This window comes from Bacillus sp. AR2-1 (genome assembly GCF_008368755.1).
Lineage (GTDB): Bacteria > Bacillota > Bacilli > Bacillales > Bacillaceae_G > Bacillus_A > Bacillus_A wiedmannii.
Genome location: NZ_QORY01000008.1, coordinates 328,187 through 355,033, shown reverse-complemented (window position 1 = coordinate 355,033; position 26,847 = coordinate 328,187). Strand labels below are relative to the sequence as shown.

At 35.1% G+C, this 26,847-nt stretch carries 30 protein-coding genes, 1 pseudogene and 2 riboswitches; of the genes and pseudogenes, 12 read left to right on the top strand and 19 right to left on the bottom strand.

All coding sequences use genetic code 11. From position 1 onward, the window contains the following. Positions 1-67: 67 nt before the first annotated feature. Positions 68-361 (bottom strand): DUF3928 family protein, encoded by a 294-nt coding sequence (locus tag DT250_RS11625; RefSeq protein ID WP_000288327.1) that lies wholly within the window; start codon positions 359-361, stop codon positions 68-70. A gap of 160 nt (positions 362-521) precedes the next feature. Between DT250_RS11625 and DT250_RS11620 the strand changes: the two genes are divergently transcribed. After that, positions 522-1,139: a DUF955 domain-containing protein gene (locus tag DT250_RS11620; protein ID WP_087985107.1), complete on the top strand. Its 618-nt coding sequence runs from the start codon at positions 522-524 to the stop codon at positions 1,137-1,139. A gap of 15 nt (positions 1,140-1,154) precedes the next feature. Here DT250_RS11620 and DT250_RS32675 read toward each other — a convergent pair. The 4 genes and pseudogenes from DT250_RS32675 to DT250_RS11600 all read right to left on the bottom strand — a co-directional run bounded on the left by DT250_RS32675 (position 1,155) and on the right by DT250_RS11600 (position 3,305). Beyond that, positions 1,155-1,359, bottom strand: a pseudogene (locus DT250_RS32675) (DNA-binding protein). 74 nt (positions 1,360-1,433) lie between these two features. Further along, the gene (locus tag DT250_RS11610; RefSeq protein WP_149213074.1) at positions 1,434-2,192 is read right to left on the bottom strand and encodes a DUF1129 domain-containing protein; all 759 of its coding nucleotides are present in this window, start codon (positions 2,190-2,192) and stop codon (positions 1,434-1,436) included. 13 nt (positions 2,193-2,205) lie between these two features. Further along, positions 2,206-2,973: a DUF1129 domain-containing protein gene (locus DT250_RS11605; RefSeq protein WP_149213073.1), complete on the bottom strand. Its 768-nt coding sequence runs from the start codon at positions 2,971-2,973 to the stop codon at positions 2,206-2,208. Beyond that, positions 2,973-3,305 carry a PadR family transcriptional regulator gene (locus DT250_RS11600; protein ID WP_149213072.1) on the bottom strand — a complete coding sequence of 111 codons (333 nt, stop codon included), beginning with the start codon at positions 3,303-3,305 and terminating at the stop codon, positions 2,973-2,975. Before DT250_RS11600 ends, DT250_RS11605 begins: the two co-directional genes overlap by 1 nt. A gap of 195 nt (positions 3,306-3,500) precedes the next feature. Here DT250_RS11600 and DT250_RS11595 point away from each other — a divergent pair, with 195 nt between their 5' ends. Then, entirely contained in the window at positions 3,501-4,277 is a 777-nt protein-coding gene (locus DT250_RS11595; protein WP_149213071.1) for a 3-hydroxybutyrate dehydrogenase, read from the top strand. A gap of 94 nt (positions 4,278-4,371) precedes the next feature. On the opposite strand, the gene DT250_RS11590 is transcribed toward DT250_RS11595, so the two are convergent. The 4 genes from DT250_RS11590 to DT250_RS11575 all read right to left on the bottom strand — a co-directional run bounded on the left by DT250_RS11590 (position 4,372) and on the right by DT250_RS11575 (position 7,985). Then, complete coding sequence (locus DT250_RS11590; RefSeq protein ID WP_000393345.1) at positions 4,372-4,509, bottom strand: YvrJ family protein; 138 nt, start codon at positions 4,507-4,509, stop codon at positions 4,372-4,374. 68 nt (positions 4,510-4,577) lie between these two features. Then, positions 4,578-5,639: an S-methyl-5-thioribose-1-phosphate isomerase gene (gene mtnA, locus DT250_RS11585; RefSeq protein WP_097889644.1), complete on the bottom strand. Its 1,062-nt coding sequence runs from the start codon at positions 5,637-5,639 to the stop codon at positions 4,578-4,580. After that, positions 5,636-6,817, bottom strand: a complete 1,182-nt coding sequence (gene mtnK, locus DT250_RS11580) for an S-methyl-5-thioribose kinase (RefSeq protein WP_149213070.1) — start codon at positions 6,815-6,817, stop codon at positions 5,636-5,638. Before mtnK ends, mtnA begins: the two co-directional genes overlap by 4 nt. Before the next feature lie 90 nt (positions 6,818-6,907). Next, positions 6,908-7,050, bottom strand: a riboswitch (SAM riboswitch). 71 nt (positions 7,051-7,121) lie between these two features. Beyond that, the gene (locus tag DT250_RS11575; RefSeq protein ID WP_002107779.1) at positions 7,122-7,985 is read right to left on the bottom strand and encodes a carbon-nitrogen family hydrolase; all 864 of its coding nucleotides are present in this window, start codon (positions 7,983-7,985) and stop codon (positions 7,122-7,124) included. A gap of 14 nt (positions 7,986-7,999) precedes the next feature. Here DT250_RS11575 and DT250_RS11570 point away from each other — a divergent pair, with 14 nt between their 5' ends. From DT250_RS11570 to DT250_RS11545, 6 genes are all read left to right on the top strand, one after another. Then, complete coding sequence (locus DT250_RS11570) at positions 8,000-9,178, top strand: pyridoxal phosphate-dependent aminotransferase (protein ID WP_149213069.1); 1,179 nt, start codon at positions 8,000-8,002, stop codon at positions 9,176-9,178. Between the two features lie 64 nt (positions 9,179-9,242). Continuing rightward, positions 9,243-9,348: riboswitch (SAM riboswitch) on the top strand. Positions 9,349-9,412: 64 nt separating this feature from the next. Further along, the gene (gene mtnW / locus DT250_RS11565) at positions 9,413-10,657 is read left to right on the top strand and encodes a 2,3-diketo-5-methylthiopentyl-1-phosphate enolase (RefSeq protein ID WP_087985114.1); all 1,245 of its coding nucleotides are present in this window, start codon (positions 9,413-9,415) and stop codon (positions 10,655-10,657) included. Then, positions 10,654-11,313, top strand: a complete 660-nt coding sequence (locus DT250_RS11560) for a 2-hydroxy-3-keto-5-methylthiopentenyl-1-phosphate phosphatase (protein WP_088064336.1) — start codon at positions 10,654-10,656, stop codon at positions 11,311-11,313. Before mtnW ends, DT250_RS11560 begins: the two co-directional genes overlap by 4 nt. Beyond that, positions 11,310-11,948 carry a methylthioribulose 1-phosphate dehydratase gene (locus tag DT250_RS11555; protein WP_000811328.1) on the top strand — a complete coding sequence of 213 codons (639 nt, stop codon included), beginning with the start codon at positions 11,310-11,312 and terminating at the stop codon, positions 11,946-11,948. The genes DT250_RS11560 and DT250_RS11555 overlap by 4 nt, the downstream gene beginning before the upstream one ends. Continuing rightward, complete coding sequence (locus DT250_RS11550; protein ID WP_000057324.1) at positions 11,926-12,438, top strand: 1,2-dihydroxy-3-keto-5-methylthiopentene dioxygenase; 513 nt, start codon at positions 11,926-11,928, stop codon at positions 12,436-12,438. The genes DT250_RS11555 and DT250_RS11550 overlap by 23 nt, the downstream gene beginning before the upstream one ends. Positions 12,439-12,748: 310 nt before the next feature. Beyond that, positions 12,749-13,024, top strand: a complete 276-nt coding sequence (locus DT250_RS11545) for a hypothetical protein (protein ID WP_000054671.1) — start codon at positions 12,749-12,751, stop codon at positions 13,022-13,024. 51 nt (positions 13,025-13,075) lie between these two features. Here DT250_RS11545 and DT250_RS11540 read toward each other — a convergent pair whose 3' ends face one another. From DT250_RS11540 to DT250_RS11525, 4 genes are all read right to left on the bottom strand, one after another. Further along, entirely contained in the window at positions 13,076-13,408 is a 333-nt protein-coding gene (locus tag DT250_RS11540; RefSeq protein WP_087985115.1) for a DUF3909 family protein, read from the bottom strand. A gap of 6 nt (positions 13,409-13,414) precedes the next feature. Next, entirely contained in the window at positions 13,415-14,293 is an 879-nt protein-coding gene (locus tag DT250_RS11535; protein WP_149213068.1) for an NAD(P)-dependent oxidoreductase, read from the bottom strand. A 4-nt stretch (positions 14,294-14,297) separates the two neighbouring features. Then, positions 14,298-15,434 carry a serine hydrolase domain-containing protein gene (locus DT250_RS11530; protein WP_141522803.1) on the bottom strand — a complete coding sequence of 379 codons (1,137 nt, stop codon included), beginning with the start codon at positions 15,432-15,434 and terminating at the stop codon, positions 14,298-14,300. A 90-nt stretch (positions 15,435-15,524) separates the two neighbouring features. Then, on the bottom strand, positions 15,525-16,817 hold the full coding sequence (locus DT250_RS11525) for a GGDEF domain-containing protein (protein ID WP_149213067.1): 1,293 nt from the start codon (positions 16,815-16,817) through the stop codon (positions 15,525-15,527). 330 nt (positions 16,818-17,147) lie between these two features. Here DT250_RS11525 and DT250_RS11520 point away from each other — a divergent pair, with 330 nt between their 5' ends. The 3 genes from DT250_RS11520 (at position 17,148) to DT250_RS11510 (ending at position 18,894) form a co-directional block, all read left to right on the top strand. Continuing rightward, positions 17,148-17,765: a nitroreductase family protein gene (locus tag DT250_RS11520; protein ID WP_000180385.1), complete on the top strand. Its 618-nt coding sequence runs from the start codon at positions 17,148-17,150 to the stop codon at positions 17,763-17,765. Between the two features lie 345 nt (positions 17,766-18,110). Then, the gene (locus DT250_RS11515; RefSeq protein WP_098857187.1) at positions 18,111-18,329 is read left to right on the top strand and encodes a hypothetical protein; all 219 of its coding nucleotides are present in this window, start codon (positions 18,111-18,113) and stop codon (positions 18,327-18,329) included. 196 nt (positions 18,330-18,525) lie between these two features. Further along, positions 18,526-18,894 carry a DUF3915 domain-containing protein gene (locus DT250_RS11510; RefSeq protein WP_088064341.1) on the top strand — a complete coding sequence of 123 codons (369 nt, stop codon included), beginning with the start codon at positions 18,526-18,528 and terminating at the stop codon, positions 18,892-18,894. Positions 18,895-18,991: 97 nt separating this feature from the next. Here the strand turns inward: DT250_RS11510 and ptsP are convergent, their stop codons facing one another. The 4 genes from ptsP to glcT all read right to left on the bottom strand — a co-directional run bounded on the left by ptsP (position 18,992) and on the right by glcT (position 24,355). Further along, positions 18,992-20,704, bottom strand: a complete 1,713-nt coding sequence (gene ptsP / locus DT250_RS11505) for a phosphoenolpyruvate--protein phosphotransferase (protein ID WP_000174214.1) — start codon at positions 20,702-20,704, stop codon at positions 18,992-18,994. After that, on the bottom strand, positions 20,704-20,967 hold the full coding sequence (gene ptsH, locus DT250_RS11500; RefSeq protein WP_000411080.1) for a phosphocarrier protein HPr: 264 nt from the start codon (positions 20,965-20,967) through the stop codon (positions 20,704-20,706). The genes ptsP and ptsH overlap by 1 nt, the downstream gene beginning before the upstream one ends. A 136-nt stretch (positions 20,968-21,103) precedes the next feature. Continuing rightward, a complete protein-coding gene (gene ptsG, locus DT250_RS11495; RefSeq protein WP_000473194.1) occupies positions 21,104-23,167 on the bottom strand; it encodes a PTS glucose transporter subunit IIABC in 2,064 nt (687 codons plus the stop codon). Between the two features lie 339 nt (positions 23,168-23,506). Then, positions 23,507-24,355 (bottom strand): glucose PTS transporter transcription antiterminator GlcT, encoded by an 849-nt coding sequence (gene glcT / locus DT250_RS11490; protein WP_001067321.1) that lies wholly within the window; start codon positions 24,353-24,355, stop codon positions 23,507-23,509. Positions 24,356-24,520: 165 nt separating this feature from the next. Here glcT and DT250_RS11485 point away from each other — a divergent pair, with 165 nt between their 5' ends. Then, on the top strand, positions 24,521-25,327 hold the full coding sequence (locus DT250_RS11485) for a Cof-type HAD-IIB family hydrolase (protein WP_046956417.1): 807 nt from the start codon (positions 24,521-24,523) through the stop codon (positions 25,325-25,327). Between the two features lie 70 nt (positions 25,328-25,397). Here DT250_RS11485 and phnF read toward each other — a convergent pair whose 3' ends face one another. Together phnF and nagB are read right to left on the bottom strand one after the other, a co-directional pair. Continuing rightward, complete coding sequence (phnF, locus tag DT250_RS11480) at positions 25,398-26,129, bottom strand: phosphonate metabolism transcriptional regulator PhnF (protein WP_002194085.1); 732 nt, start codon at positions 26,127-26,129, stop codon at positions 25,398-25,400. Continuing rightward, complete coding sequence (gene nagB, locus DT250_RS11475; RefSeq protein ID WP_001024205.1) at positions 26,059-26,847, bottom strand: glucosamine-6-phosphate deaminase; 789 nt, start codon at positions 26,845-26,847, stop codon at positions 26,059-26,061. Before nagB ends, phnF begins: the two co-directional genes overlap by 71 nt.

Sequence of the window (26,847 nt, the reverse complement as noted above, 5' to 3'; positions counted from 1 at the left end):
TTCTTCTCCTTTTGTTGATGTAATTTCCAAGAAAAAAAAGGAAGCTTTCGCTTCCTTTTTTCCATTTTTATTTCTTAAAACTTTCATATTTTACAGCTTCAAAAGCTTCTTCAATTTCATCATTACGATAATGAACGTATGTAAAACGCCCTAATTCTACTAATCTTGCTATTTCTTGTAACGCTTTATGTTGCTCATATGTTTCCTCCAGCTTAATATGTACATAAAACTTCATTAATGGATGTTCATATAAAGGTTCTCCCACCTCTACATATACATCTTCAACCCCTTGTACAACTCTTACATAACTCGCAAATTGATAAAGTGCTTCTCTGTCTGAAACGATTTTTAATGTATACATATATTCTCCCCCTTTTCTTTACTATATCAAAAAGATGACCACACCATGTTGTAGAACTATGAAATTTTTTCGACTTGTAATAAACAAGGCTTTTATCCATACATAGGGTCTTTTCCCAACATATATTATAGAAAGAATTTTTTCAGTTGAGGTGTTCCTTATGGATCCATACGTCAATATATGTATTTGCATTACTCCAGGCGCCGATATTTCTGATGACCGTATTGCAAAAGATTTAGCAGTTGCAGAATCAATTTGGCACCCCATTACATTTCAAATTAAAGACGTAATTATTTTAAATGAACTTTTTCGTTTTTCTGACCGTGAAATTAGTTATAAAAATTCTATTCAAAGTCAGGAAAAATTAGCATCCTTTTTCCAAACATGTGTAAATGAAGCTCCTGAATGCGACCTTTACATTTGTTATATTGGCAGTGATTATTTCAAAGAAACAGCCGTAATTGCCTGCGCGTACTCTTTAGCCAAACAACAGCAACTTACTGGTTATATCGTTTTAACAAATTCGGCTGCTCCCATGAAAAATATATATACGCTCGCTCACGAAGTCGGTCATATTTTATTTACAAGACGTGTTCATGGAAAACTTACTCACGCAGATCCTCATTCCCCAACTGGCTCGGAGCACCATCCTTCTCCAACAAATCTTATGTACCCTATCGTACCTCGTCCTGAAAACGTCCATATTCAATCCCTATTAACAAACGAACAAAAAGCACTCTCTTTACAAAGTTCTTTATTACAAAGAAAAAAACAGTAACTGTCATGTTACTGTTTAAAACAATTTATTCCAATTAATAAACGATATACCGGCTGCAAAGGATACACTATACACCTAAAACGAATCCCTCTAAAAATCAAAATATAGTATTTCTTTGGAAATAATTTTTTGTATATCCAGAGCAGCCACTCTCCTATTAATTTTAAAAGATACATTCAGACTTATCCCCTAATAAAATATTAAAATAGTCATCATGTATTTTTTCCTGAAAACAGTATAGTTGATCCTAGAAATCAAATCCCTCATATACATATAAATAACTGTCCCTCTTGTTTATTCGTATACTTCTTTTTTTTCTAATTTTATATGAATTTTTAAAAGCATATAAATAACAATGAAAAGAATTATTTGTTGTACATACATTCCAATAATACTCGATAGATCTATCATTACAAATACATATTCTAATACAATTGGAACTAGTAAATACGACAAAGTAAACCAACCACCAAATTTTATATTTGTAACAGCCGCTAAAAGAACTACTATACCAACCAGAATGAAGCTTTCTGTACTAGTAAACTTAATAAATGTTGTACCATAAAACTTATTTAATAATGCAATACTAAAAATTAATAAAAACCATATCGCACCGCTTATATACATAATTAAAAATTCAGTTCTTTTACGCTTAAATGATGCTGTTCTCATCCCCCATATTAATACAGTAATTCCTGCAAAAATCATAATCGGATAGCCAATTAACTCAATTAAAGAATAAGACAAACGATGGTCGGCTGCACTAAAGAATACGCTCTTCATCATCGTGAAAGCCAATAAATTTACAATAAAGTAAAGTAATAATTTATAATTACCTTTTCTATCTATATCCATCTCTTTCGCAAGTTGATTAGCATATTCTTTTGGAGCATGACCGAATATATCACTCACCGTCTTACCTTTCTTCTCACCTTCTATTAGGTGTAGTTTCGCATCTTCTATAAAGGAAATAATATCAGTTTCTCTAATGCCCTTGATTCGTAAATAGCCTTGGGTATCATCTAAAAATTTTTGTCCTTCATTCGATAACACTTTTATCCCTCCCTTATTTAACCACTTCTCTTCTATTCGTCTTCATCATAATTTCAAGGAAAATTAAAATAAACAAACTTCCGTATAAACATATAACTTGAAATAACATTGGCACGAGATCTTCTGATGTAAATGTTTTAAACAGTAACATAATCGAAAATGGAATAATTAAATATAAGTTTTTAAACCATCCTTCAAAATATATATTTATCGCTACTGTGATCATAAAAATAGCTCCAGCTAATATATAACTTTGCGTTTGGGTGAATGTAAACGTTTTGGTAGGATAGATTACATCTAATATCGTAACAGCCCCCATTAAAAACATTGGCGCTACCATAACTAAAAACCACATAGAAAACCACGTTTTTGTAAAGCTTGTTACGAAGGTCATTTTGCGAAGTAAAAAATTAGGACCTATAACAACTAAAATCAATGACAAACTATACCCAACGCACTGAATAAGTGAGATCTGTAATAATCCGTTATTCACTATTAGGATAGAAGCAATAATCCAAAACGATACGATATTCATTACTGTAAAACCAATTTGTCTCCACGTTTCCTGTTTATCTCTTTCCATTACTTTTACAAGTTCATTTGCATATTCTTTCGGTGAGCTTCCGAAAATATCTTCTACACTTTTCCCATCACTCTCACCCTCGATTAAATGAAGTTCTGCATCTTCTATAAAATTTTCAATATCGCTTTCTTTCACACCCTTTGCTACTAAAAATAATCTCATATCTAATAAAAACTTTCGTGCTTCACTTGATAACATTATTTTTTTCTCCCCTTCCCCTCAAGTAGACGCTCTACACTACTTTGCATCGTTTCCCAGCGATCCATAAATTCATTAAGTGCTTTCTCGCCTTTTTCTGTTAATGTATAATATTTCCGCTTTGGACCAGATGGAGATTCCTTCATTACACTTGTTATTAATCCTTCCTTTTGCATTCGTATTAATAGCGGATAAATACTTCCCTCACTCGCCATAGTAAAGCCATACTTCGCTAGCTTTTCACTCATTTCATAACCGTATATTTCACCTTCAGAAATAATAGCAAGTAAGCATCCTTCTAAAATCCCTTTCAGCATTTGACTTGTCGACATAATTCAAATCCTCCCACTATCTTGTTTTACAAGATAGATAAGCGTAAGTATCTTGCTTTACAAAATAGTATAGCAGAGGCTATTTTGCAAAACAAGATAGCTAACAATATTTTTCCAAATCTTTGCAGGATTTTTATTATCTACTCTCTAAATAGAGCAATATGAGAATTTTATTACGAAGGGATGTTTTTCACCATGGTTACAAATCGAGTTGTCTTTTTAACAGGTGCTGCAAGCGGTATTGGTTATGAAATGGGAAACGCTTTCGCAAAAGAAGGTGCAAAAGTTGTGATTACCGATCGTCTTGAAAAACGTGCAAAAGAAGCTGCTGAACAATTACAAAAAGAAGGCTATCAAGCTATCGGTTTAAAATGTGATGTTACATCTGAAGAAGAAATTACCGCTGCAATTTCTCAAACCGTTACTCATTTCGGTTCATTACATATATTAATTAACAACGCAGGAATGCAGCACGTTTCACCAATTGAAGATTTTCCAACTGAAAAGTTTGAACTACTTATTAAAATTATGCAAATCGCTCCTTTTATCGCAATTAAGCATGCCTTCCCAATCATGAAAAAACAAAAGTATGGCCGAATTATTAATGTAGCCTCCATTAATGGCCTCGTTGGATTTGCAGGAAAATCCGCCTACAATAGCGCGAAGCATGGCGTAATCGGATTAACAAAAGTTGCCGCTTTAGAAGGCGCTACTCACGGAATTACCGTTAATGCGCTTTGTCCTGGTTATGTCGATACCCCACTTGTACGTAATCAACTACAAGATTTAGCTACTACACGAAATGTACCACTTGAAAATGTTTTAGAAGATGTTATTTATCCACTTGTACCACAAAAACGCTTATTGCAAGTACAAGAAATCTCTGATTATGCTATGTTTTTAGCGAGTGAAAAAGCAAGAGGTATAACTGGACAAGCCGTTGTTATCGATGGTGGTTATACTGCTCAATAAAGTGAAGGCTTTTACTGCCCATTAATGCGGGGTAAAAAATAAAGTTTGCTCACGAAGAGCAAACTTTATTTTACTTTCTATCGCGAGGACCTTCCTACTTTAGTAATTGTTTAGGGAGTTTCTCGATTGCAACAATTACCCCATCTAATTTACTTTCAATACGATGGAGTAAATATAATGTTACAACAATCGGAAACCCTACATTACCTACCATCCTGATCCACTCTTCCATCTTTTCCGCCTCCTTCCATTATATAAATAAGAGAAAAGAAAACATTTAGGCATAAAAAAAACAAGCTATTATGTATTAGCTTGTCTTTCAAATAATGATGCAATTTCCCGTTTATAATCTCCGTATATGATGCCTTTTTCAGTAATAATACCTGTAATTAATTCATTCGGTGTTACGTCAAATGCAGGATTATAAACATCAGTTCCAATTGGCGCCACTTGTTTTCCAAAAATTTTCGTAACTTCGGTTTCATCTCTTTCTTCAATAACAATTTCTGTACCTGTTTGTTTCGTAATATCAAACGTAGATAACGGAGCTGCAACGTAAAATGGAATATCGAAATAATTTGCTAATATAGCTAAATTCATTGTTCCGATTTTATTTGCTGTATCTCCATTTGCGACAATTCGGTCCGCTCCTACAATAATCGCGTTTATTTCTTTCGTTTGAATAGCATGAGCTGCCGTATTATCGGTAATAAGTGTTACATCAATATTTGCCTGTTTTAATTCCCAGGTCGTTAAACGCCCGCCTTGTAAAACCGGTCTCGTTTCACACGCATACGCATGTAAACGTACACCTTTTTCTTTCCCAATATAAAACGGTGCTAATGCAGTACCATATCTAGCAGTTGCAATGCTTCCAGCGTTACAAATTGTTAAAATGTGATCACCATCTTTAAAACATGTTAATGCATGTTCTCCAATACTCCGGCATACTGCTTCATCTTCTTGCTGAATGAGAAGCGCTTCTTCTTCTAATTTTTTTTGTGCTTCTTTTATTGTAGTAATTTCTCGAATTGATTCTCTCATATGATCGATTGCCCAAAATAAATTGACTGCTGTTGGGCGTGACGTTCCTAAATAATTACAATCTCTATTAAACTTCTTTTGAAATTCTTCCATATGTACAGTATTATATTTTTTTGATGCAAGTGCCAAGCCAAATGCAGCTACAATTCCAATTGCAGGTGCTCCTCGTACTTCTAGCATGACAATACTTTTCCATACCTCTTCAATCGTCGTTAATGTTTTGTATTCTGTACTATGCGGCAACTTTGTTTGATTTAATACTGCAATGGCATCACCTTTCCAACTGACAGATCTCGGAACAGTAACAATTGTACTCATGCTTTTATCCCTCCAGAAACTGTCTGTTGAAATAATGTTCGGAACAGTTGAATATCAGCACTCTTAGATTCATATTTTATTAGTTCTTTACCTAAGGATAACGCTTGTTTCTTAGCTTGAATTCTCGTTTCTTTATTTGCTATTCCATCTAAATCAGCTACATGCGCTAAGCCAATTGTTCTACGGATAAGCTCACATCCGGCAAATCCAACGGCATCTGTAAAAATATTTTGCAAAATAATTGGCAACCATTGTTTCTCTTTCGTATATGCTTCTACACCTTCTCCAATCCATAACTTCGTAAAAGCTTCTACAAAATAACTCCATGTTTTCTCAATATGGAAAAATAGCACACTTCTTTTTTCCTCTTCACGGGATAGTGCATTTAATAATAAATTTGCAATAAATTGGCCAAGATCAAATCCACATGGACCATATGTTGCAAATTCTGGATCAATTACTTTCGTTTCAGCAGGAGATGAAAAAATACTACCAGTATGTAAATCACCATGAATAAGCGCTTCTTTTCTCGTTAAAAATTTATATTTATACTGTGCTACTTTTAATTTTAAATTTTTGTCACTCCATAGTTCATCCACCGCTAGTTGTAACTCTGGTTCATAATCATTCGTATCATAATGACTAAACGGATCTGTAAACACTAAATCTTCCGTGATTTTACTAAGATCTGGGTTTACAAATGTACCTTCTAGTACCCTTTTCTCTTCTGATTGTAAACCGAAATCTGAAGTATAAAACAACACATGTGCTAGAAAGCGACCAATATGTTGGGATAAAAGCGGGTACTCCTCTCCATCTATTAATCCTTTTCTTGCAATTGTTAGCCTTGATAGATCTTCTATGACTGTTACTGCTAACTCTTCATCATGACTGTACACTACCGGCACATATTCCGGCACATACTTCGCAAAAATTTGTAATGCTTTACTTTCAATCGTCGCTCTTTTTATAGACAGTGGCCAGCTCTCACCAACTACTTTCGCATATGGCAGTGCTTGTTTTATTATAATAGACTTCTCTCCATCATCTAATTTGAACACGTAATTTAAATTTCCATCTCCAATTTCATGACAAACTACATTTGCTTTCTTTTCAAAATAACCGTGTTCTTTCGCATATTGTATAGCTGTCGTTTCAGTTAATGAATAATATCCCATCGTCTTCTCCCCCTTTTTTAATTCAGAGGTTTTTCTGACGTAGAAAAACCTCTTTCCACAAAGAAAGAGGTTTGAAGTTTATCTTCTCCCCTCTTATCTGCCAGAAAGGTTTACTTTCTGCTGGAATTAGCACCGTGCCTTTTGGCGTAAATAAACGCCCCATTTCACAATGGTATTACGGTCGGTTGCTGGGCTTCATCGGGCCAAATCCCTCCACCTGCTCTTGATAAGAGTTGTATAATTTTTTGAATTTTTAACTTTATGTTGAAGACTATACCAAGAATAAAAATCACTTGTCAACATTTTATTTGTATAATTCTGGACGACGATCTGCAAAAACTGGAATTCCTTTGCGTACTTCTTTAATTTTCTCAAAATGAAGCTCTCCAAATAAAATTGATTCTTCTTCATTCGCTTCTACAACAACTTCGCCCCAAGGATCGACAATTAAAGAATGACCGGCAAACTCATTATTCGGATCCTTTCCTGCCCTATTACATGCAACAACATAACACTGATTTTCAACTGCTCTTGCTTGCAATAACAAACGCCAATGCGCTAAACGAACCAATGGCCATTCTGCTACAACAAATAAAACTTTTGCACCTTTCGCAGTATGAACGCGCATCCACTCTGGAAAACGAATATCATAACAAATTGTGCCGGCGCACTCTACATCATCTAGCCTAAATTCACCTGTACTATTTCCAGCGATTAAATATTTATGTTCATCCATAAGCTGAAATAAGTGCACTTTACTATATTCATTGACTAGTTCTCCTTCCTTGTTTACCACATACATTGTATTTGTAACACCTTGTTCTGTTTGCTTCGCTATAGACCCACCGACAATATGTACACCATATTGCTTCGACCATTCTTTCAGCTTTTCTTTCGTTTGCAATCCATCCCTATCTGCAATTTCAGTAAGCCTCGTTAAATCATATCCCGTTGTCCATAGTTCTGGTAAGACAATCACATCTGGTCTTTCCTTCATCGCTTCGCTTATTTTATTTTTAGCATTCTCAATATTTTTTTCTACATCTCCAAAGACAATATCCATTTGAATACATGCGACTTTCATTTTGTCAGCCCCATTCTTAATTTTTTCTTTACAAAATACTGGAAAGATTATATCATTTGTCACTAGAATTGTAACAACTTTCAAAAGAGGTGGAAAGTATGAAATTATTTCAACCTTCTGAGATAGTAACATCATTGCCTACACAATTTTTTGCTTCACTTGTTGCAAAAGTTAACAAAGTCGTTGCAGATGGTCACGATGTTATTAATCTAGGTCAAGGTAATCCAGATCAACCAACACCGCAGCATATCGTAAAAGCTTTACAAGATGCTGCTGAAAAGACCATTCATCATAAATACCCACCATTTCGCGGACACGAAAGTTTAAAAGAAGCCGTGGCAACATTCTATCAACGCGAATATGATGTAGTAGTAAATCCAAAAACAGAAGTTGCTATTTTGTTTGGTGGAAAAGCTGGATTAGTAGAATTATCACTTTGTTTTACAAACCCTGGTGATACTATTCTCGTTCCAGATCCAGGCTATCCAGATTATTTATCAGGAGTTGCTTTAGCAAAAGCACAATTTGAAACAATGCCGCTTATTGCAGAAAATAATTTTTTACCAGATTATACAAAAATTGATGCCGCTACCGCTAAGCGTGCAAAGTTAATGTTTTTAAACTATCCAAATAATCCTACCGGTGCTACTGCATCAAAAGGTTTCTTTGATGAAACCATTCATTTTGCTAATGAACATAATATATTAGTCGTTCATGATTTTGCTTACGGTGCTATTGGATTCGATGGTCAAAAACCTGTTAGTTTCTTGCAAGCAGACGGTGCTAAAAATACAGGTATTGAAATTTACACTCTATCGAAAACTTTCAATATGGCTGGATGGCGCATCGCTTTTGCTGTGGGGAATGAAAGTGTGATTGAGACAATTAACTTATTACAAGATCATATGTATGTTAGTATTTTTGGTGCAGTTCAAGATGCTGCCCGCGAAGCACTATTAAGTTCACAGTCTTGCGTAATAGACCTTGTAAATAGTTACGAATCTCGAAGAAACGCTCTTGTTTCAGCTTGTCACTCAATTGGTTGGAATGTAGACATTCCAACAGGCTCATTCTTTGCATGGCTTCCTGTTCCGAAAGGATATACATCTGAGCAATTTTCTAATATTTTACTAGAAAAAGCACACGTTGCAGTTGCTCCTGGTGTTGGATTTGGTGAACATGGCGAAGGGTATGTCCGTGTTGGTCTCTTGCATACAGAAGATAGATTAAGAGAAGCCATTAATCGAATTGATAAATTAAATTTTTTCAAAAAGTAATTGACAACATGAAAAATATCTGACAAAATTCAGTTATCTTAAAAATTTAAACATTTCTAAATACTTCTTATCAAGAGCAGGTGGAGGGACGAGCCCGACGAAACCCGGCAACCGATCTACAATTGTAGACACGGTGCTAATTCTCGCAGCATTATGCTGACAGATAAGGAGCTGGTTGTAAAAAAACCTCTCCTTAGCTGAGAGGTTTTTTTATTTAACTAGGAGGTTTTAACAATGAGCGGAATTATAGCAACGTATTTAATCCATGATGATTCACATAACTTAGAAAAAAAAGCCGAGCAAATTGCACTCGGTTTAACAATTGGCTCTTGGACTCATTTGCCACACTTATTGCAAGAACAATTAAAACAGCATAAAGGCAACGTCATTCATGTTGAGGAACTAGCTGAACAAGAACATACCAATTCGTATTTACGTAAAAAAGTTAAACGCGGGATTATTAAAATCGAATATCCGTTATTAAACTTCAGTCCGGACTTACCAGCAATTTTAACAACTACATTCGGAAAGCTATCACTTGATGGTGAAGTGAAATTAATCGACTTAACATTTTCAGACGAGTTAAAACAATATTTCCCTGGTCCAAAATTCGGGATAGATGGTATTCGAAATCTTTTACAAGTGCATGAGCGTCCCCTTTTAATGAGTATTTTTAAAGGAATGATTGGACGAAATATTGGGTATTTAAAAACGCAATTACGCGATCAAGCAATTGGTGGTGTAGATATAGTAAAAGATGATGAAATATTATTTGAGAATACATTAACACCACTTACGAAACGCATTGTATCTGGAAAAGAAGTTTTACAATCCGTATATGAAACATACGGACATAAAACGTTATATGCCGTAAATTTAACAGGACGAACTTTTGATTTAAAAGAAAATGCGAAACGCGCAGTGCAAGCTGGGGCAGATATTCTATTATTTAATGTATTTGCTTACGGACTAGATGTACTACAATCACTTGCAGAAGATGATGAAATCCCAGTTCCTATTATGGCACACCCTGCTGTAAGTGGTGCTTATTCATCATCCAAGTTATATGGAGTTTCCTCTCCATTATTACTAGGAAAGCTACTACGTTATGCTGGGGCTGACTTTTCATTATTCCCATCTCCATACGGAAGTGTTGCACTAGAAAAAGAGGAGGCTCTTGCCATCTCAAAACATTTAACTGAAGACGATGCATTTTTCAAGAAGAGTTTTTCTGTTCCGTCTGCTGGTATTCACCCTGGTTTCGTTCCCTTTATTGTACGAGATTTCGGTAAAGATGTTGTTATTAATGCTGGCGGCGGGATACATGGACATCCGAGTGGGGCGCAAGGGGGCGGTAAAGCTTTCCGTACTGCAATTAATGCTACTTTGCAAAATACACCACTCCATGAAGTAGATGACATAAATTTGCATAGTGCACTACAAATATGGGGAAATCCCTCTCATGGGGTGAAATTATGAGTATTCAAGTATTTTGTGATTTCGATGGCACGATTACAAATAATGATAACATTATGTCCATTATGGAAAAATTCGCACCACCAGAAGCCGAAGGAGTAAAGAATAAAATTTTATCACAAGAGCTGTCTATTCAAGAAGGTGTTTCTCAATTATTTCAATTAATACCTACTAGTCTACACGATGATATGATTCAATTTTTAATAAAAACTGCTGAAATCCGTAGTGGTTTTTATGAATTTATACAATTTGTAAATGAAAATAACATTTCTTTTTACGTTATATCAGGTGGAATGGATTTCTTCGTCTATCCACTCTTACAAGGAATCATTCCAAAAGAGCAAATTTACTGTAATGAAACAGACTTTTCAAGTGAATTCATTACAGTTAAGTGGCCTCATCCTTGTGATCATCATTGTCAAAATCATTGCGGATTATGCAAATCATCTTTAATCCGTAAATTAAGTGATACGAATGACTTCCATATTGTGATTGGAGATTCAATTACTGATTTACAAGCTGCGAAACAAGCAGATAAAGTATTCGCTCGTGACTTCCTTATTACAAAGTGTGAAGAGAATTATATTGCTTATACACCGTTTGAAACATTTCACGATGTTCAAACCCAATTAAAACATTTGTTGGAGGTGAAATCATGAAACAACTTTTTCGTCAATGGTATGACTTAAGCGAGATAAAAAAAGAATTAACAACACGAAATTGGTTTCCAGCAACGAGTGGTAATATTTCTATAAAGGTTAGTCATGAGCCACTTACTTTTCTTATTACAGCAAGTGGTAAAGATAAAACAAAAACTACTCCAGATGATTTTCTATTAGTAGATCATCTAGGGGTTCCCGTATTAGAGACTGAATTACGCCCTTCAGCAGAAACAATATTGCATACACATATTTATAACAATACGAATGCTGGGTGCGTACTTCATGTTCATACAACTGATAATAATGTCATCACAAATTTATATAGTGATGCAGTCACCCTTCAAAATCAAGAAATTATTAAAGCTCTCGATATTTGGGAAGAAGGTGCAACAATTCACATTCCTATTATCGAAAACCATGCCCATATCCCAACGCTTGGAGAAAACTTCCGAAAGCACATACAAGGAGATTCGGGAGCAGTATTAATTCGTAACCACGGTATTACCGTATGGGGCCGAGATAGCTTTGATGCAAAGAAAAGATTAGAAGCTTATGAGTTTTTATTCCAATTTCATATAAAACTATTATCAATTCAAGGAGGCGTTTCTAATGGCGCAAATTCGTATTCATGAAGTAAATACTCGCATAGAAAATGAAGTAGAAGTATCTAAATTTCTACAAGAGGAAGGCGTTTTATATGAGAAATGGAACATCTCTAAACTTCCTACTTATTTAAATGAAAATTATTCGTTAACAGATGAAAACAAGGCTGAAATATTAGCTGTGTTTTCAAAAGAAATCGCTGATGTTTCAGCGCGCCGAGGTTATAAAGCACATGATGTAATTTCACTTTCAAATAGCACACCTAACCTTGACGAATTATTAATTAATTTCCAAAAAGAACACCATCATACCGATGATGAAGTTCGCTTTATTGTTAGTGGACATGGCATCTTTGCCATTGAAGGAAAAGATGGCAAATTCTTTGACGTTGAACTTGAGCCAGGCGATCTCATATCTGTTCCAGAAAATGCAAGACACTATTTTACCTTGCAAGATGATCGTCAAGTTGTAGCTATTCGTATTTTTGTTACAACTGAAGGCTGGGTTCCAATTTATTAAGGTAGTTAGTTGAATAAAAGGACTTGGATCCCCTTTTCCAACCTTTTATTCACTCTACATATATACATCCTCCTATGGAACAGGCTTATTTCAAAAAATGAAATAAGCCTGATTTTTTATGTACCTAACCATACGATTCCTTTCGTTCAAAAAAAACAACCTCCCCCTTCTATTTTTTAAGTGTATTTCTGAACACTTTTTGAACATTTATTGAACTTTTTTTGAATTTTTTCTGAAAATTCTGTTTTACGTATGGTATACTACTATTAAACAAAAAGGAACAGAATATCGCAAACAGAGGGGGATAATCATGAGTTTACTTATCGCACTTATACTAGGGGTTACGTGTGGAGCACTTCCTGTTATTCTAGGAGCTATTATGGAAGAGTTAGAAGTTGGTGTTTTAGGTTTTGTCGCATCTTGTGTAAGCGCTTTATTTTTCGGTTTATTCGGCGCTATTCCTGTTTCAATTCTGTGTGCATTTTATATAGTACGCCATGCTCGTGCAAAACAATTTGGTCCTAATCACATCGCGCAAGTTATTCCATTCCCAATTGAACGATGCCGCCGAGCTTCTAGCTTATAATTATAAAAATTAAATATACCTAAATAAATAAAAGTCCTCAAATGAGGACTTTTATTTATTTTCTTCTAGAAATTGAAACAATTCTTGTAAATGTAGGACATCTTCACTATAGCTAACAGATACGTGACATATACCGTCAATCTCTGCTTGCATATAAAGATCAACCCCATCTCGATCATATTTCAATGCCAAATAAAAATCCATTTCTTCTAACATCTTTTTTGAAGCTCGAATAACATAATGCCCCTTCTCATCTCTTCCATATTCGAATTCCGGCTCAAAATCATATTTTTGTTTAAAAGCTTCTTTTTGTTTTGCACTAATTTGTATACAAGTTGTTCGCTGAACAGTATCAATCATCTCATCAAATTTTTGAAGATCCATCTCATTTTACCCCCTTATGTATTTTTTGTATAAAACTTGTGTTCCACTATTCTCTTCCCCATCTTTCATTAACTCTTCATACAATTCCTTCGCCAAACTTAAACCTGGCACTGGCAATTGCAATTTTTCAGCCTCATCTAAAGCTATCTTCATATCTTTCATAAAATGCTTTACATAAAACCCTGGTTCAAAATCTCCCTTTAACATTCGGGGAGCTAAGTTACTCAATGACCAGCTACCTGCTGCTCCCGTTGAAATACTCTCTAATACTTTATCTGGGTCTAGTCCAGCTTTTTTCGCATAAGCAACAGCTTCACATACTCCAATCATGTTAGAAGCAATCGCAATTTGATTGCACATTTTTGTATGTTGTCCACTTCCAGCTGGTCCTTGCAACTGAATATTTGTCCCTAGTTTTTCAAATAACGGTAAACATTTTTCATATATTTCTTTTTCGCCACCGACCATAATTGCTAGCCTTGCTTCTTTCGCACCAACGTCTCCTCCAGATACAGGCGCATCTAACGTATATACATCCTTACTTTTACCGGTTTCGTTAATACGTTTTGCCAATGTTGGTGTAGATGTCGTGAAATCAATTGCTATCGTACCTTCATTTGCATTCTCCAAAATTCCATCTATCCCAAAATACACTTCTTCTACATCATGTGGATATCCAACCATAGTCATTACAACATCAACTTGCTTCACTAACTCTTTCGGTGTATCACACCAATTCGCACCATCTTGCACTAAAGAGTCTGTCTTCGTTTTCGTTCTATTATATACATATACTTTATAGCCGTCTTGCATTAAATGACGCACCATACTTTTTCCCATTACACCAATACCGATGAAACCTATTGATACATTTTTACGTTCCATTTTCTCATCCCCTTTGTTCTAATAAATCACTTACCATCTTTCGAAACTCATTATTAAAATCATCATCTATACTATTTTTCACATTTGAAAATAATATAACAAAAGTGCCTTTTTCTTTATTAAAATTATTGAAAGTGTTCCAACCAGATAGTACACCATGATTATGAAAATAATCCGGATATATGTAAAAACTATATGCATATTTTCGTTCTGTTGAAGGTGAAAACATCGCTTGTCTACTTTGTTCAGAAAGAAGTTTCCCATTTATAATCGCTTCGTCTAACTTCTTCATATCACCAACTGTCGTATACATCTCACCGCACCCGTATAACCACTCCATTAACAATTTTTGTGCAGGTTCAAGTACATTCTCTTTCTTTACATATCCTTTAGTAAAATGCTGATCTCCCTGAACCATATTTCCCATACCAGATTCATGCATTTCTGCTTTAGTAAATATATTTTCTTTTATGTAATCTCCTAAAGGTTTTTTTGATATACTTTCTATAATATAGGCAAGCACCATATAATTATAATCTGTATATCTCCAACCTGAGCCTGGTGGAAATTCTAATTTTTGACTTCCAATCCAATTTACTAAATTTATACGAGAAGCGGCATTCACTTTCCCTTTTCCACTTTCCGGTAAACCTGATGTATGTGTTAACAAATGATATAAAGTAATATTTTTATCTACTGGAAAAGAGGGAATATATTTATTTACATTATCTTGAATATTTAACTTCCCTTGTTCCTGCAGCTGTAAAATAGATGTTGCCACAACGGTTTTCGTAATAGAACCGACACGATATTTTGTTTGAGGCGTATTCTCTATCTTATATTGAACATCAGCATATCCATATCCTTTATTCAATATAACATGCTCTTTATCTGTTACTAAAACTGTCCCATTAAATTGCTTTCCTATTAAATATTGATCTAACTTTTGAGATATACTAGCATAATCAATTTGTTGTTCTTTTTTTTCCTCTATATTCTCCTGTACTTCTGATTCAATAGTAGGATTTACCTTAGTTGTCAATACAGTGCTTCCCTTTATATTGGGGTTATAGAAAAAATAGTATACTCCACCACAAACTACAGCAGACAGCGAAGCCATCGTCATTATTTTTTTTATCATGTTGTTCCTCCATAGTTCCTTCGTTCAAAATCCCCCCTACATTCTATTATCAAACAATAAAAAAAAATCGCAACAATTTGTTGCGAAAAATCACTTTTTTTCTTTTCTATATACACACACTTGATTTTTTCCATTTTTTTTCGCTTCATATAATGCAATATCCGCTCGTTGCATTAATTCTTCTCTTGTAATCCCTTGTTCATATAACGCGACTCCAAAACTCGCTGTTAATTTCGAAATTCCGGAGAACTGCTTTGTTTCAATGAAAAATCGTAATGATTCCGCAACCTGAAATGCTTCTTTTTCTACTGTGTTAGTTACTAATATAATAAATTCTTCTCCTCCCCACCTTGCAAATACATGTTCGTGCTCCACTTTAGATTTCATAAGCTCTGCAAGCTGAATTAATGCTAAGTCACCAAAATCATGGCCATACGTGTCATTTACTGTTTTAAAATTATCTATGTCAAATAAAATAAGTGCTATTTTTTCATCGTTACGCATTGCATTATCCCATTCTGCCTCTAGTATTTGTTGGAACTTCAAACGATTATAAATCTCTGTTAACGAATCTATCATAGCAAGCCTTTCTTGTTCTTGATAGATTTCATCTAATTCTGTAATCTCTGTACACTTCACAATAAATCTTGATAAATCTTCTGGCAGTGGTGTCGCGCGCAATAAAAAAGTTGACACTTCCCCTTCATAATTGGACATCTTAATTCTTCTATCATATGATAATGTATCATCTAACCATGTTATATCGTGAGTTGTTGAATAGTATCCGTTTTCTCTAATAAAATGTTCAGCAAATACTAAATGTTGCTCACGATAGGCAAATAAATTTTCATATCCGAAAAACTCTAAAAAATTTGTATTACAATCAACAATCTCATCGTCTTCTACTATAAATAATAGATCATTTTGAAAATCAAACATCGTTTGAAGTAATTCTTGTTGCAAACTTACTTGCCGCACTAAAGAAAGCTGATACAAACTCTTATTCACTTCCTCTAACACCATTTGTGGAGTCACAGGAGCTATCACAATATTACGTATTCCTAACGTAAGCACCTCTGCAAACTCGCTTGTTATCTGTTGATCCCAAATGACAATAAATGTACTCTGTGGATTATACATATTCTTTATATATTTTATTTGAGAAAAATCTGTTACATACATAATTACAATATGTGGTTTTGTTCTCTGAAACAATAATTCTCCTTCTTCAAAACTATTTGCTATAAACATACATTTTGGATGAATATTTTCTATCGTTTGTTGATGTGTACATCCATTTTCTATATAAAGGACATTTAACTGAAGATCTTGTAATACATTTTGGAAAACCGTATTCTCTAATAAAAAATGTAGTATGTTCATCACTAGTCTTCACTCACTTCATATATCTTGTTCTACTGCATTCCTCACAAACATTTTATAAAAAGACTGTTCTCTATATACTTTAATGAGTGAGGGATACATATTAACAAGCTAATTGAGAATGCTCTCTTCGCTTTTTCTCTATAAATTCCTTTTCTAGTGTATGATTATAGGAATTGTATCGTTTGTATGAATGCCCTAGCTTCCTCTTTAAAACTTGACAATTAAAATAAAGATATTATATTCTTAAATTCGACAACTTACAAAATGTAAGTAGAATATATTACATGTATTTTTTTATAATTTGATATGTTACTTGGAGGATATATAATGACAAACGACAACTTTTTTAATGTTCTATACGAACGCACATCTACACGTGCATTCAACCCAGAGAAAGAAATTTCATCTACAGAGTTACACGAGATTTTAAAGGGAGCTGCTCAAGCACCTTCTGCTTGGAACTTGCAGCACTGGAAATTCCTTGTATTCCAAGGTGAAGATGTACAGAAACGATTGCATCCAATTGCTTATAACCAGCAACAAATACTTGATGCTTCTGCTGTAGTCGCTATTTTAGGTGATTTAGAAGCTTATAAAAACGTTGAACCAGTTTATGGTCCAATTGTAGAACAAGGATTTATGAAAGAAGAAGCAAAAGAACGCTTAGCTAAAAATATTGAGTCTGCATATGCTCGTGAGCAATTTCCAAGAGATGCAGCCTTTTCAAATGCATCTTTAGCAGCAATGCAACTTATGCTTGCGGCTAAAGCAACTGGCTGGGATACTTGTGCTATTGGTGGTTTCAACCCACAAGCACTTACAGAAGAATTCAATGTTTCATCTCGTTACGTACCAATTATGCTTATTACAATTGGTGAATCAACTTTAAAAGGTCATCCTGCACCACGAATGAGCGTAGAACAAGTGAGTGAATGGGCAAAATAATAAAGTGAAACTATAATCGGTTTTTATGGACAGTTAATCCTCCGCCTAACTTCTTTGCTTTCGCTGAATTTTGAGGTGGGGGGCTTACTGCTCTTTAATACAGAATAAAAAAGAAACGAAGGTAATTTCATTACCTTCGTTTCTTTTTTATTCTGTCACACATCCGTAATATTACAATGTATTATTCGACATCTATACATAAAAAAACAGTAAACTTCATGCTATTCCCATACACATAAATGGCGTTTTGTGTCGAATTTTGTTAAAGTATCGAAATATAACCGTGTGTTTTTGTTACAATTATGATACAATGATAACAAATAGATAACAAGAGAGGGATTTTCATTGAGTTCATACGGAAGCTTTATCGCACTTTTAAGTTACATAGTAACTGTACTGCTGTTATATTTTATTGGCGATGCTACAAACATATCAGTGTTACAATTCCCAAAAGAAGAAGCGTTCAAATTAGACGCAGAAAAATATACTGCAAGATCCATTGCACCACTACTCTTAGCTCTCCCTGTATATATCATCGTTTTATATAAAAGTAAAAAAGTGTAAAGCCTACCTATTTCATTCATTTCGGTGGTCTTTACACTTTTTTGTGATATTTCCCCTATTTTAAACATCATTCCGTACTAAACACCCAGCTAGTCTTTTAAAATGAGAAAATCCCCCAGAAAAAATTCCACTCTCTGTCCAGTCACTCACTACCGAACTTACATAGATTATAAGTGTGAAGGGGGTGATGAGGATTATGTTTGGATCATTTGGATGCTGTGATAACTTTAGAGACTGTCATCATCGTGAAAGAGAGTGCGACCATCGTGACCATCGCGAGAAAGAGAGAGAGGAAGTTAGACCACAACGACCTGCTGTATGTAACGTGCTTGCTAACATTTCAGTTGGAACAGAACTTTCTCTTTTAAGCATTAGAGGTAACGGAACATTCAACAATGTAATTTTTGAAGGTTTCGCTAACGGCGTTGCTCTTTTCTCTGCTTTAGCTCGTAATAACAAAGACGATAAAGATAATAATAAAGACGATAAGAACAATCAAAATCGAAATACTTTTACTGGTATTTTACGTGTATGCCCAACTGATATCGTTGCTATCGCTATCTAATTCCGTTCCTTATCCTCTATAGTAAGAAAATAAGATTTACTTTTCTCATAGAAAAAACCTGAGACCGATTTCAAATCGACTCAGGTTTTTTTATTGATTATATGCTTTTAACTAGTTCAACAACTTCTTCTGCAGTTGACATCATTAATGCTTTTTCTGCTAATGTTTCCATTTCTGCTTTTGACAACTTGCTTAGTTGTGTTCTTGCAGGAAGAATAGATGTTGCACTCATACTGAACTCATCTAAACCTAATCCTAATAATAATGGGATAGCAAGTGAATCTCCCGCCATCTCACCACACATACCAGCCCATTTGCCTTCTTTATGAGCCGCATCGATAACCATTTTTACAAGACGTAAAATAGATGGGTTATATGGTTGGTATAAGTAAGCTACTTGTTCGTTCATACGGTCTGCAGCCATTGTGTATTGGATTAAGTCATTTGTTCCGATAGAGAAGAAATCAACTTCTTTTGCGAATTGATCTGCTAATACTGCTGAAGCTGGGATTTCAACCATCATACCGACTTCAATAGAATCAGAAACAGTTGTACCCGCTTCTACAAGTTTCGCTTTCTCTTCTAATAAGATTGCTTTCGCTTGACGGAACTCATCAAGAGTTGCAATCATTGGGAACATAATTTTTAAGTTACCGTATACGCTAGCACGAAGTAATGCACGAAGTTGTGTGCGGAACACATCTTGCTCATCAAGACATAAGCGAATTGCACGGTATCCTAAGAATGGGTTCATTTCTTTTGGTAAATGTAAGTATGGAAGCTCTTTATCTCCACCGATGTCAAGTGTACGAACAACAACAGGTTGACCTTCTTTTACACCTTCAAGAACTGCTTTATACGCTTCGAACTGCTCTTCTTCTGTTGGAAGATTGTCACGGCCCATGTATAAGAATTCTGTACGGTATAAACCAACGCCTTCTCCGCCATTATCGATAATACCTTGTACATCATTTGGTGTTCCGATATTTGCAACAAGCTCAACGTGATGTCCATCACTTGTTACAGTAGCTTGGTCTTTTAATTTTGCCCATTCAGTTTTTTGCTCTTCAAATTTCGCTTTCTTTTCTTCAAAAGAACGAAGAGTTTCTTCTGATGGATTTACAATTACTTCTCCATCTAAACCGTCGATGATTACGATATCGCCGTTTTGGATTTTCTCCATAACAACTTTCGTACCAACAACTGCAGGAATTTCCATAGAACGAGCCATAATTGCAGAGTGAGATGTACGTCCACCGATATCAGTTGTAAAACCTTTTGCATACTTACGGTTTAACTGAGCTGTATCAGATGGTGTTAAATCTTCAGCAATGATGATTACTTCTTCAGAAATTGTACCAGGGTTTGAGAAGTTAATTCCTAGTAAATGTGCAAGAACGCGTTTTGTTACGTCACGAATGTCCGCAGCACGTTCTTTCATATATTCGTTATCCATGTTTTCAAACATAGAAATAAACATTGATGCAACTTCATCCATTGCAAATTCAGCATTTACTTTTTCACTATTTACTTTATCTTTTACTGGGTTTACTAGTTCTGGATCATTTAACACTAATAAATGTGCTTCAAAGATCGCAGCTTTATCGGCACCCAGCTCAGCAAAAGCATGGTCCTTAATTGCTTCTAATTCAGTTTTTGCTTTCTCAAGCGCAGCGTCTAAGCGTGCAATTTCAGCAGCTTCGTTTGTAATTGATTTCTTTTCGATGTTAAATTCAGGATTCTCAAGTCTGAAAGCCTTTGCAATAGCAATCCCACTTGATGCAGCGATCCCTTGAATGTTAAGAGTCATTATTCTCCTAATCCTTCGTTTTTCATAGTTTCTTCGATAGCTGCTAGTGCTTGAGCTGCATCATCACCATTTGCAGTGATTTTAATTTCTGCGTTTTGTTGAATGCCTAAAGACATAACGCCCATGATTGATTTTAAGTTAACGTTTTTTCCGTTATACTCTAAGTTAATGTCAGAACCAAATTTGCTTGCAGTGTTTACAAGTAGAGTTGCTGGACGAGCATGAATTCCTGAGTCGCTAGTTACTTTAAAGATTTTTTCCATGATAATTTATCTCCTTTAAATTACAGTATTTTTTTAGTTGTATAGACGTGAGTACTACATCATCTATTGTATATAATAGGCGATGTTCGGTCAACCACATCGCCTATTATAATTATAAACATTTTGCGTCAAATTCCTACTGAATGTCAATAATAGCGTTTTCGCCCTTCTTAACATTTCCATCTTTTTTCAATTCGACTTGTTGTCCTTGTTGTAAATTCGTAAAGACAATTGGTGTAATGATAGATGGTGCATTTTCTTTTACAAATGCAAGATCTACTTTTAATAATGGTTGTCCTTGTTTCACTTTGTCGCCTTGTGCTACAAGTGCTTCAAAACCTTCACCATTTAATTTTACAGTATCAATACCGAAGTGGATTAAAATTTCTTTTCCGCCTTCAGATTGAATACCAATCGCATGCTTTGTAGGGAATACGTTGACGATTTCACCGTTAACTGGAGAAACTACTGTTCCTTCTGTTGGCTCGATTGCAAATCCGTCTCCCATCATTTTTCCTGAGAATACTTGATCAGGTACTTCTGTAATCGGTAAGATTTTCCCTTCAATTGGTGATACGATTGTTTCGTTTTCATCAACTTGTTTAGGAGTTTCTTCTACCTTTACAGGCTCTTCTTTTTCAACATGAGGTGTACGACCTGACATAATATCATGAATTTGTGATTTTAATGTGTCAGATTTCGGTCCAAAAATAGCTTGAATGTTATTTCCAACTTCAAGTACACCAGCTGCTCCAAGCTCTTTTAAGCGATCTTTGTTTACATTCTTTTGTTCGTTAACTTGAACACGTAAACGAGTAATACAAGCGTCTAAAGAAGCAATGTTTTCTTTACCACCAAGTGCTACTAATACTTCACGTGGAAGTTCTCCTGCTTCTGTTTTACCTGCGCCGTCATTTGCATTTGCTACTTCACGACCAGGTGTTTTTAAATCCCATTTACGGATTGCAAAGCGGAATCCGAAGTAGTAAATAACTGCTAGTACAAGACCAACAATAATTACCCACCACCATGCTGTACGGCCTGGCAGTACACCGAATAACATAAAGTCGATTAAACCACCAGAGAATGTCATACCAATTTTAACACCTAAAATTTGCATTGTCATAAATGATAGACCAGCGAATACTGCGTGAATTCCGAATAGTACTGGTGCTACGAATAAGAATGAAAATTCAAGTGGTTCTGTAATACCTGTTAAGAAAGATGTTAATGCAGCAGAACCTAAAATACCAGCTGCTAATTTTTTATTTTCTGGACGTGCTTCATGGTACATTGCTAATGCTGCTGCTGGAAGACCGAACATCATGAACGGATACTTACCAGTTGTAAATGTACCTGCTGTTAATTCTACACCGTCTTTTAACTGTGCCATAAAGATTTTTTGGTCACCACGGATTAATTCGCCAGCTGCATTTGTATACTGACCGAATTCGAACCAGAACGGTGAATAGAAAATATGATGTAATCCAAATGGAATTAATGAACGTTCAATTAAACCGAATATGAATGCTGCTAATGTTCTATTTGCATCAATCATTTGATGTGAGAACGTATTTAAGCCACCTTGAATGTATGGCCAAATGAAACACATGATTATACCTACTACTAAAGAGAATGTTGCAGTTGCGATCGGTACGAAACGCTTACCTGCGAAGAAACCTAAGTATGATGGTAATTCAATGTTGAAATATTTATTGTAGCAATATGCCGCTACTATACCGACGATAATACCACCAAACACTCCCGTTTGTAGCGTTGGAATTCCTAATACATTTGCATATGCTGGATCTGTAAATCCAATTTTTACTGGGTCTGCTCCAGAACTTGTTACTTTCACTAGCTTATCTACTTCTAAGAACACACTCATCGTTTTGTTCATAATTAAGTAGCCGACGAACGCTGCTAATCCAGCTACTCCGTCTCCACCAGCTAAACCAATTGCTACCCCAACTGCGAATAATAATGCAAGGTTAGCGAAAATAATATCACCAGATTGTTCCATAATTTTTGCTACCATTACGAACCAATCTGCTTTTAAAGCAGGAATAACATTTGTTAACTGTGGATTTTGAAATGCATTACCAAATCCAAGTAAAATACCTGCTGCCGGTAAAATCGCTACTGGAAGCATTAACGCTTTTCCGACTTTTTGAAGAACACCAAAGATCTTCTTAAACATGGAAACCCTTCCTCTCTTATCTATATTGATACCTTCCGACAAACGCCAAAAAGACATGAGGAAAAAAAGATAGAACGATAGCTATACAAAGGGTAGTATATCCCTTTCTCAAGCTTACATTCCTTGCTTTTCTCCACTCATGCCTGATCGAATCAGTAACACGTGTCAAAAATAGGTTTACGTATAAGTTCACTATAATTAAGGCAAACGTTTTCGTTACTTACCTTAATGTGTTTGTCGAAATTTGTATAACTTTGCAATAGTTATTATACATAACTATTGTAAGCGATTCAATGATTTTTTTTAACGTTTTCATTTTAGACAAAAATATATGTCTTTTTACACATGCTCTGCTTTCACTAAGCGCTGCAGGTGCATCGTTAAATATATGCTCTCTGCTTCATACACAGGAAGTTGCAATTCTTTTTGCATGACCTTAACTAGCTTCCAAGCTAAATTATAACAGACAGGATATTCTGCCTTTAATAAATCAGCAAAACTTTGTGATTCCTCTACTTTTTCCCCTTTTTTTACCCGTTCAATTGCGTATTGTAAATGGCGGATAAGGCGTAAATAGTGGATACTTTCTTGGTCTAATGTAATTTGTAAGTTTGTCTCAATTAAAGATACGAGCTGTGCAATGAGACGGGAGTTTTGATTAACTGAAGATAAATCTGAATTTGTAAGCGAACTGTAAATATGGAGTGCAATAAAACCAATTTCTCCTTCTGGCAATGTAATTTGTAAACGAGAATTTAAAAGGTCTACAACACCTTCAGCAATTTCATATTCCTCTGGATAGAGCATTTTCGTTTCAACTAAAAAAGGATTATCAATTGTAAGTCCTTGTTTTAAACGCTTAATCGCAAAAGAAATATGATCTGTTAAAGCGATATGAATATGTTCATTCAATGGTGATTTTGCTTTTTCTTGAATGTAGAACATAATATCATTCATTAATTCAATTAGTTTTTCACTCACATGCGGCACTAACAGTTTGTATTGTTCACGATCACGTTCATTTTTTAAAACAAACATTTTTTCAATTTGTTCTTGCTCCAATACATCTTTCGCTTTTTTCCCAAATCCAATCCCTTTACCAATCACTACTACTTCCTCATGTTCAGGATGGCTAGCAATGATGACATTATTATTTAAAACTTTTTTAATTTCTAGATAATTATTCATATAACACCACCCTCGTACTTAAATAGCCTGCTTTTATGTTACAGAACATTCTTCTTTGTCGTCAATGTAAAACATCTACCATTTCATAAAAATTCATTTTTTAGACATGTTTATATATGATGCGTATAATGTAAGAGCAACTGTACATAGAAAGGAGATAACAACATGATTAAAATGTTTGTAAGTGATATCGATGGTACAATGATGCAACACGGAGGGCTAATTGACGAACAAGATATTGTAGCACTTCGTAGTCTTGCTGAGCAAAATGTTATTCTTTGTTTCGCTTCTGGCCGATTGGATAATGAAATTGCAGACTTAATGAAAGCTGTAAATACAAATTTCCATCGTATTAGTGTAAATGGTGTTTTCGTGTACACACATGAAAACAAGCAACTATTATCCGCAACATTTGATTCGAGTATTCTACCTGATCTGTTAGCAATGACAAATGAAGATCCTTATTTTCGTTATGTAAGTGATGAGCATAATTATTACATTGAAGAGAAAACACCGTTCATTCATGAGCTTGAACAACAAGTAACGATGACTTCTGTTGAAGAACCGCATCTATTACAGAAAATTGATGATACAATTTTCCCAAATAAAATCTCTGTCGGTGGAACAAAGGAAAGCTTACAACTCCTTCAGAAAAAAATTGATGAAAAATTCCACGGAAAAGTTAGTACATTCATTTCAGCAGAACAATGTTTAGATGTAATGCCACCTAATATTAGTAAAGGGGCTGCTATTTCTGTTTTATTAAAAGAGTTTCAACTACAACCAGAGGAAGTTGCTTGCATAGGGGATTCTTATAATGATATCCCGATGTTTTCTTTAACTCCTCACAGTTTTGCTATGTCTCAAGCAGATGAAGCAGTAAAAGAACACGCTCACTATGTAGTAAATACAGTTAAAGATGCTGTTAACCACGTAATTACTCATAATAAAAATACGACTCACTCCTTGTAAGGATGAGTCGTATTTTTTCTTTACATGTTAAACAATTTGACATTAACTGTACTTCACGAACTGAAATATATTATTTGTTACGTGCGATGTTTGTAATAAACTTATAACGATCCCCACGATAAATACATTTCACATACTCTAACGGTACTTCACCTTCTGAATATGACCATTGACGCATTACAAGCACTGGCGCCTTTTTAGGAATATGCAGATGTTCAGCTTCATTATCCGTTGCAATTGAAGCTTCAATTGATTGAGTAGCGCTAACAAGTTTAAAGCCCAGTTTTTTCTCTAAATGTTCATATAAAGATTGTTGCAATATTTCTTCGTTAATATCTTTTACAAGAGCTGGCGACAAATATGTCGTCTCAAAAGCAATCGGTTCATCATCAGCTAAACGTATACGCCTCACTTCATAAACCGACTCTCCCTCCTGTATTCTCAACCGGTCTGCTATTTTCGCAGTAGCTGGAACTAGGCGGAAACTAAGTAATTGACTACTTGGGTTCATCCCACGAGAAATCATATCTTCTGTGAATCCCGTCATTCCTTGCAATTTTTGTTCCACTTTCGGAAGTTGGACAAACGTACCGATTCCACGTTTCCGATATAAATAACCTTGTTCCACTAAATTATTAATCGCCTGTCTGATTGTCATACGACTCACTTCGAACTTATCGCAAAGTTCATTCTCAGATGGGATTTTATCTCCCGGCTTCCATTCGCCGTCCTCAATTAGCTGTTTCACCCACTCTTGAATCTGATAATAGATCGGAAATGGTGAATACTTGTCGATGTTCATCAGCAATCGCCTCACTGCATAAAGATAGAGCTTCTTGATCAGCGATTACGGTTACATTCGGATGACGTTGTAAAACTGTAGCAGGACACGCTTCGCTATATTCACCTTGCAATAATTCTTTCACAGCTTCCGCCTTTTTAGAACCCATAGCAACCAGTAGAATTTGTTTCGCTTTCATAATGCTTCCAATTCCCATTGTAATCGCATGCGTTGGCACATCTTCTTCTTTTTCGAAGAAGCGAAGGTTTGCTTGGCGTGTAGATTCTGTTAATTCAACAATGTTTGTTGGAGAATTAAACAGTGTTCCTGGTTCGTTAAATCCGATGTGACCGTTTTCACCGATTCCAAGAATCTGTAGGTCAACTGGGTTAGCAGCTAGAATGCCCTCGTAACGTTTGCACTCTTCCTCTAAATCACTTGCCATCCCGTTTGGTACATAAGTTTGTTTAAATGGAAGATGATCAAACAACTGTTCTTGCATGAAATAGTGATAGCTGTTTTTATCTTCATGTGGTAAATTTACGTACTCATCTAAGTTTACAGTGGTTACACGGCTTGTATCAAGTTTATTTTTTCGCATTTCTGCATAAATACCTAATGGAGAGCTTCCTGTAGCCATTCCTAATGTTGGATTTTCTTTTGTTTTTACAACTTCTTCAATTAATTTATATCCTGCTTCTGCTAGTTCTTCTGGAGTTTTTACAACAAGAATATTCAT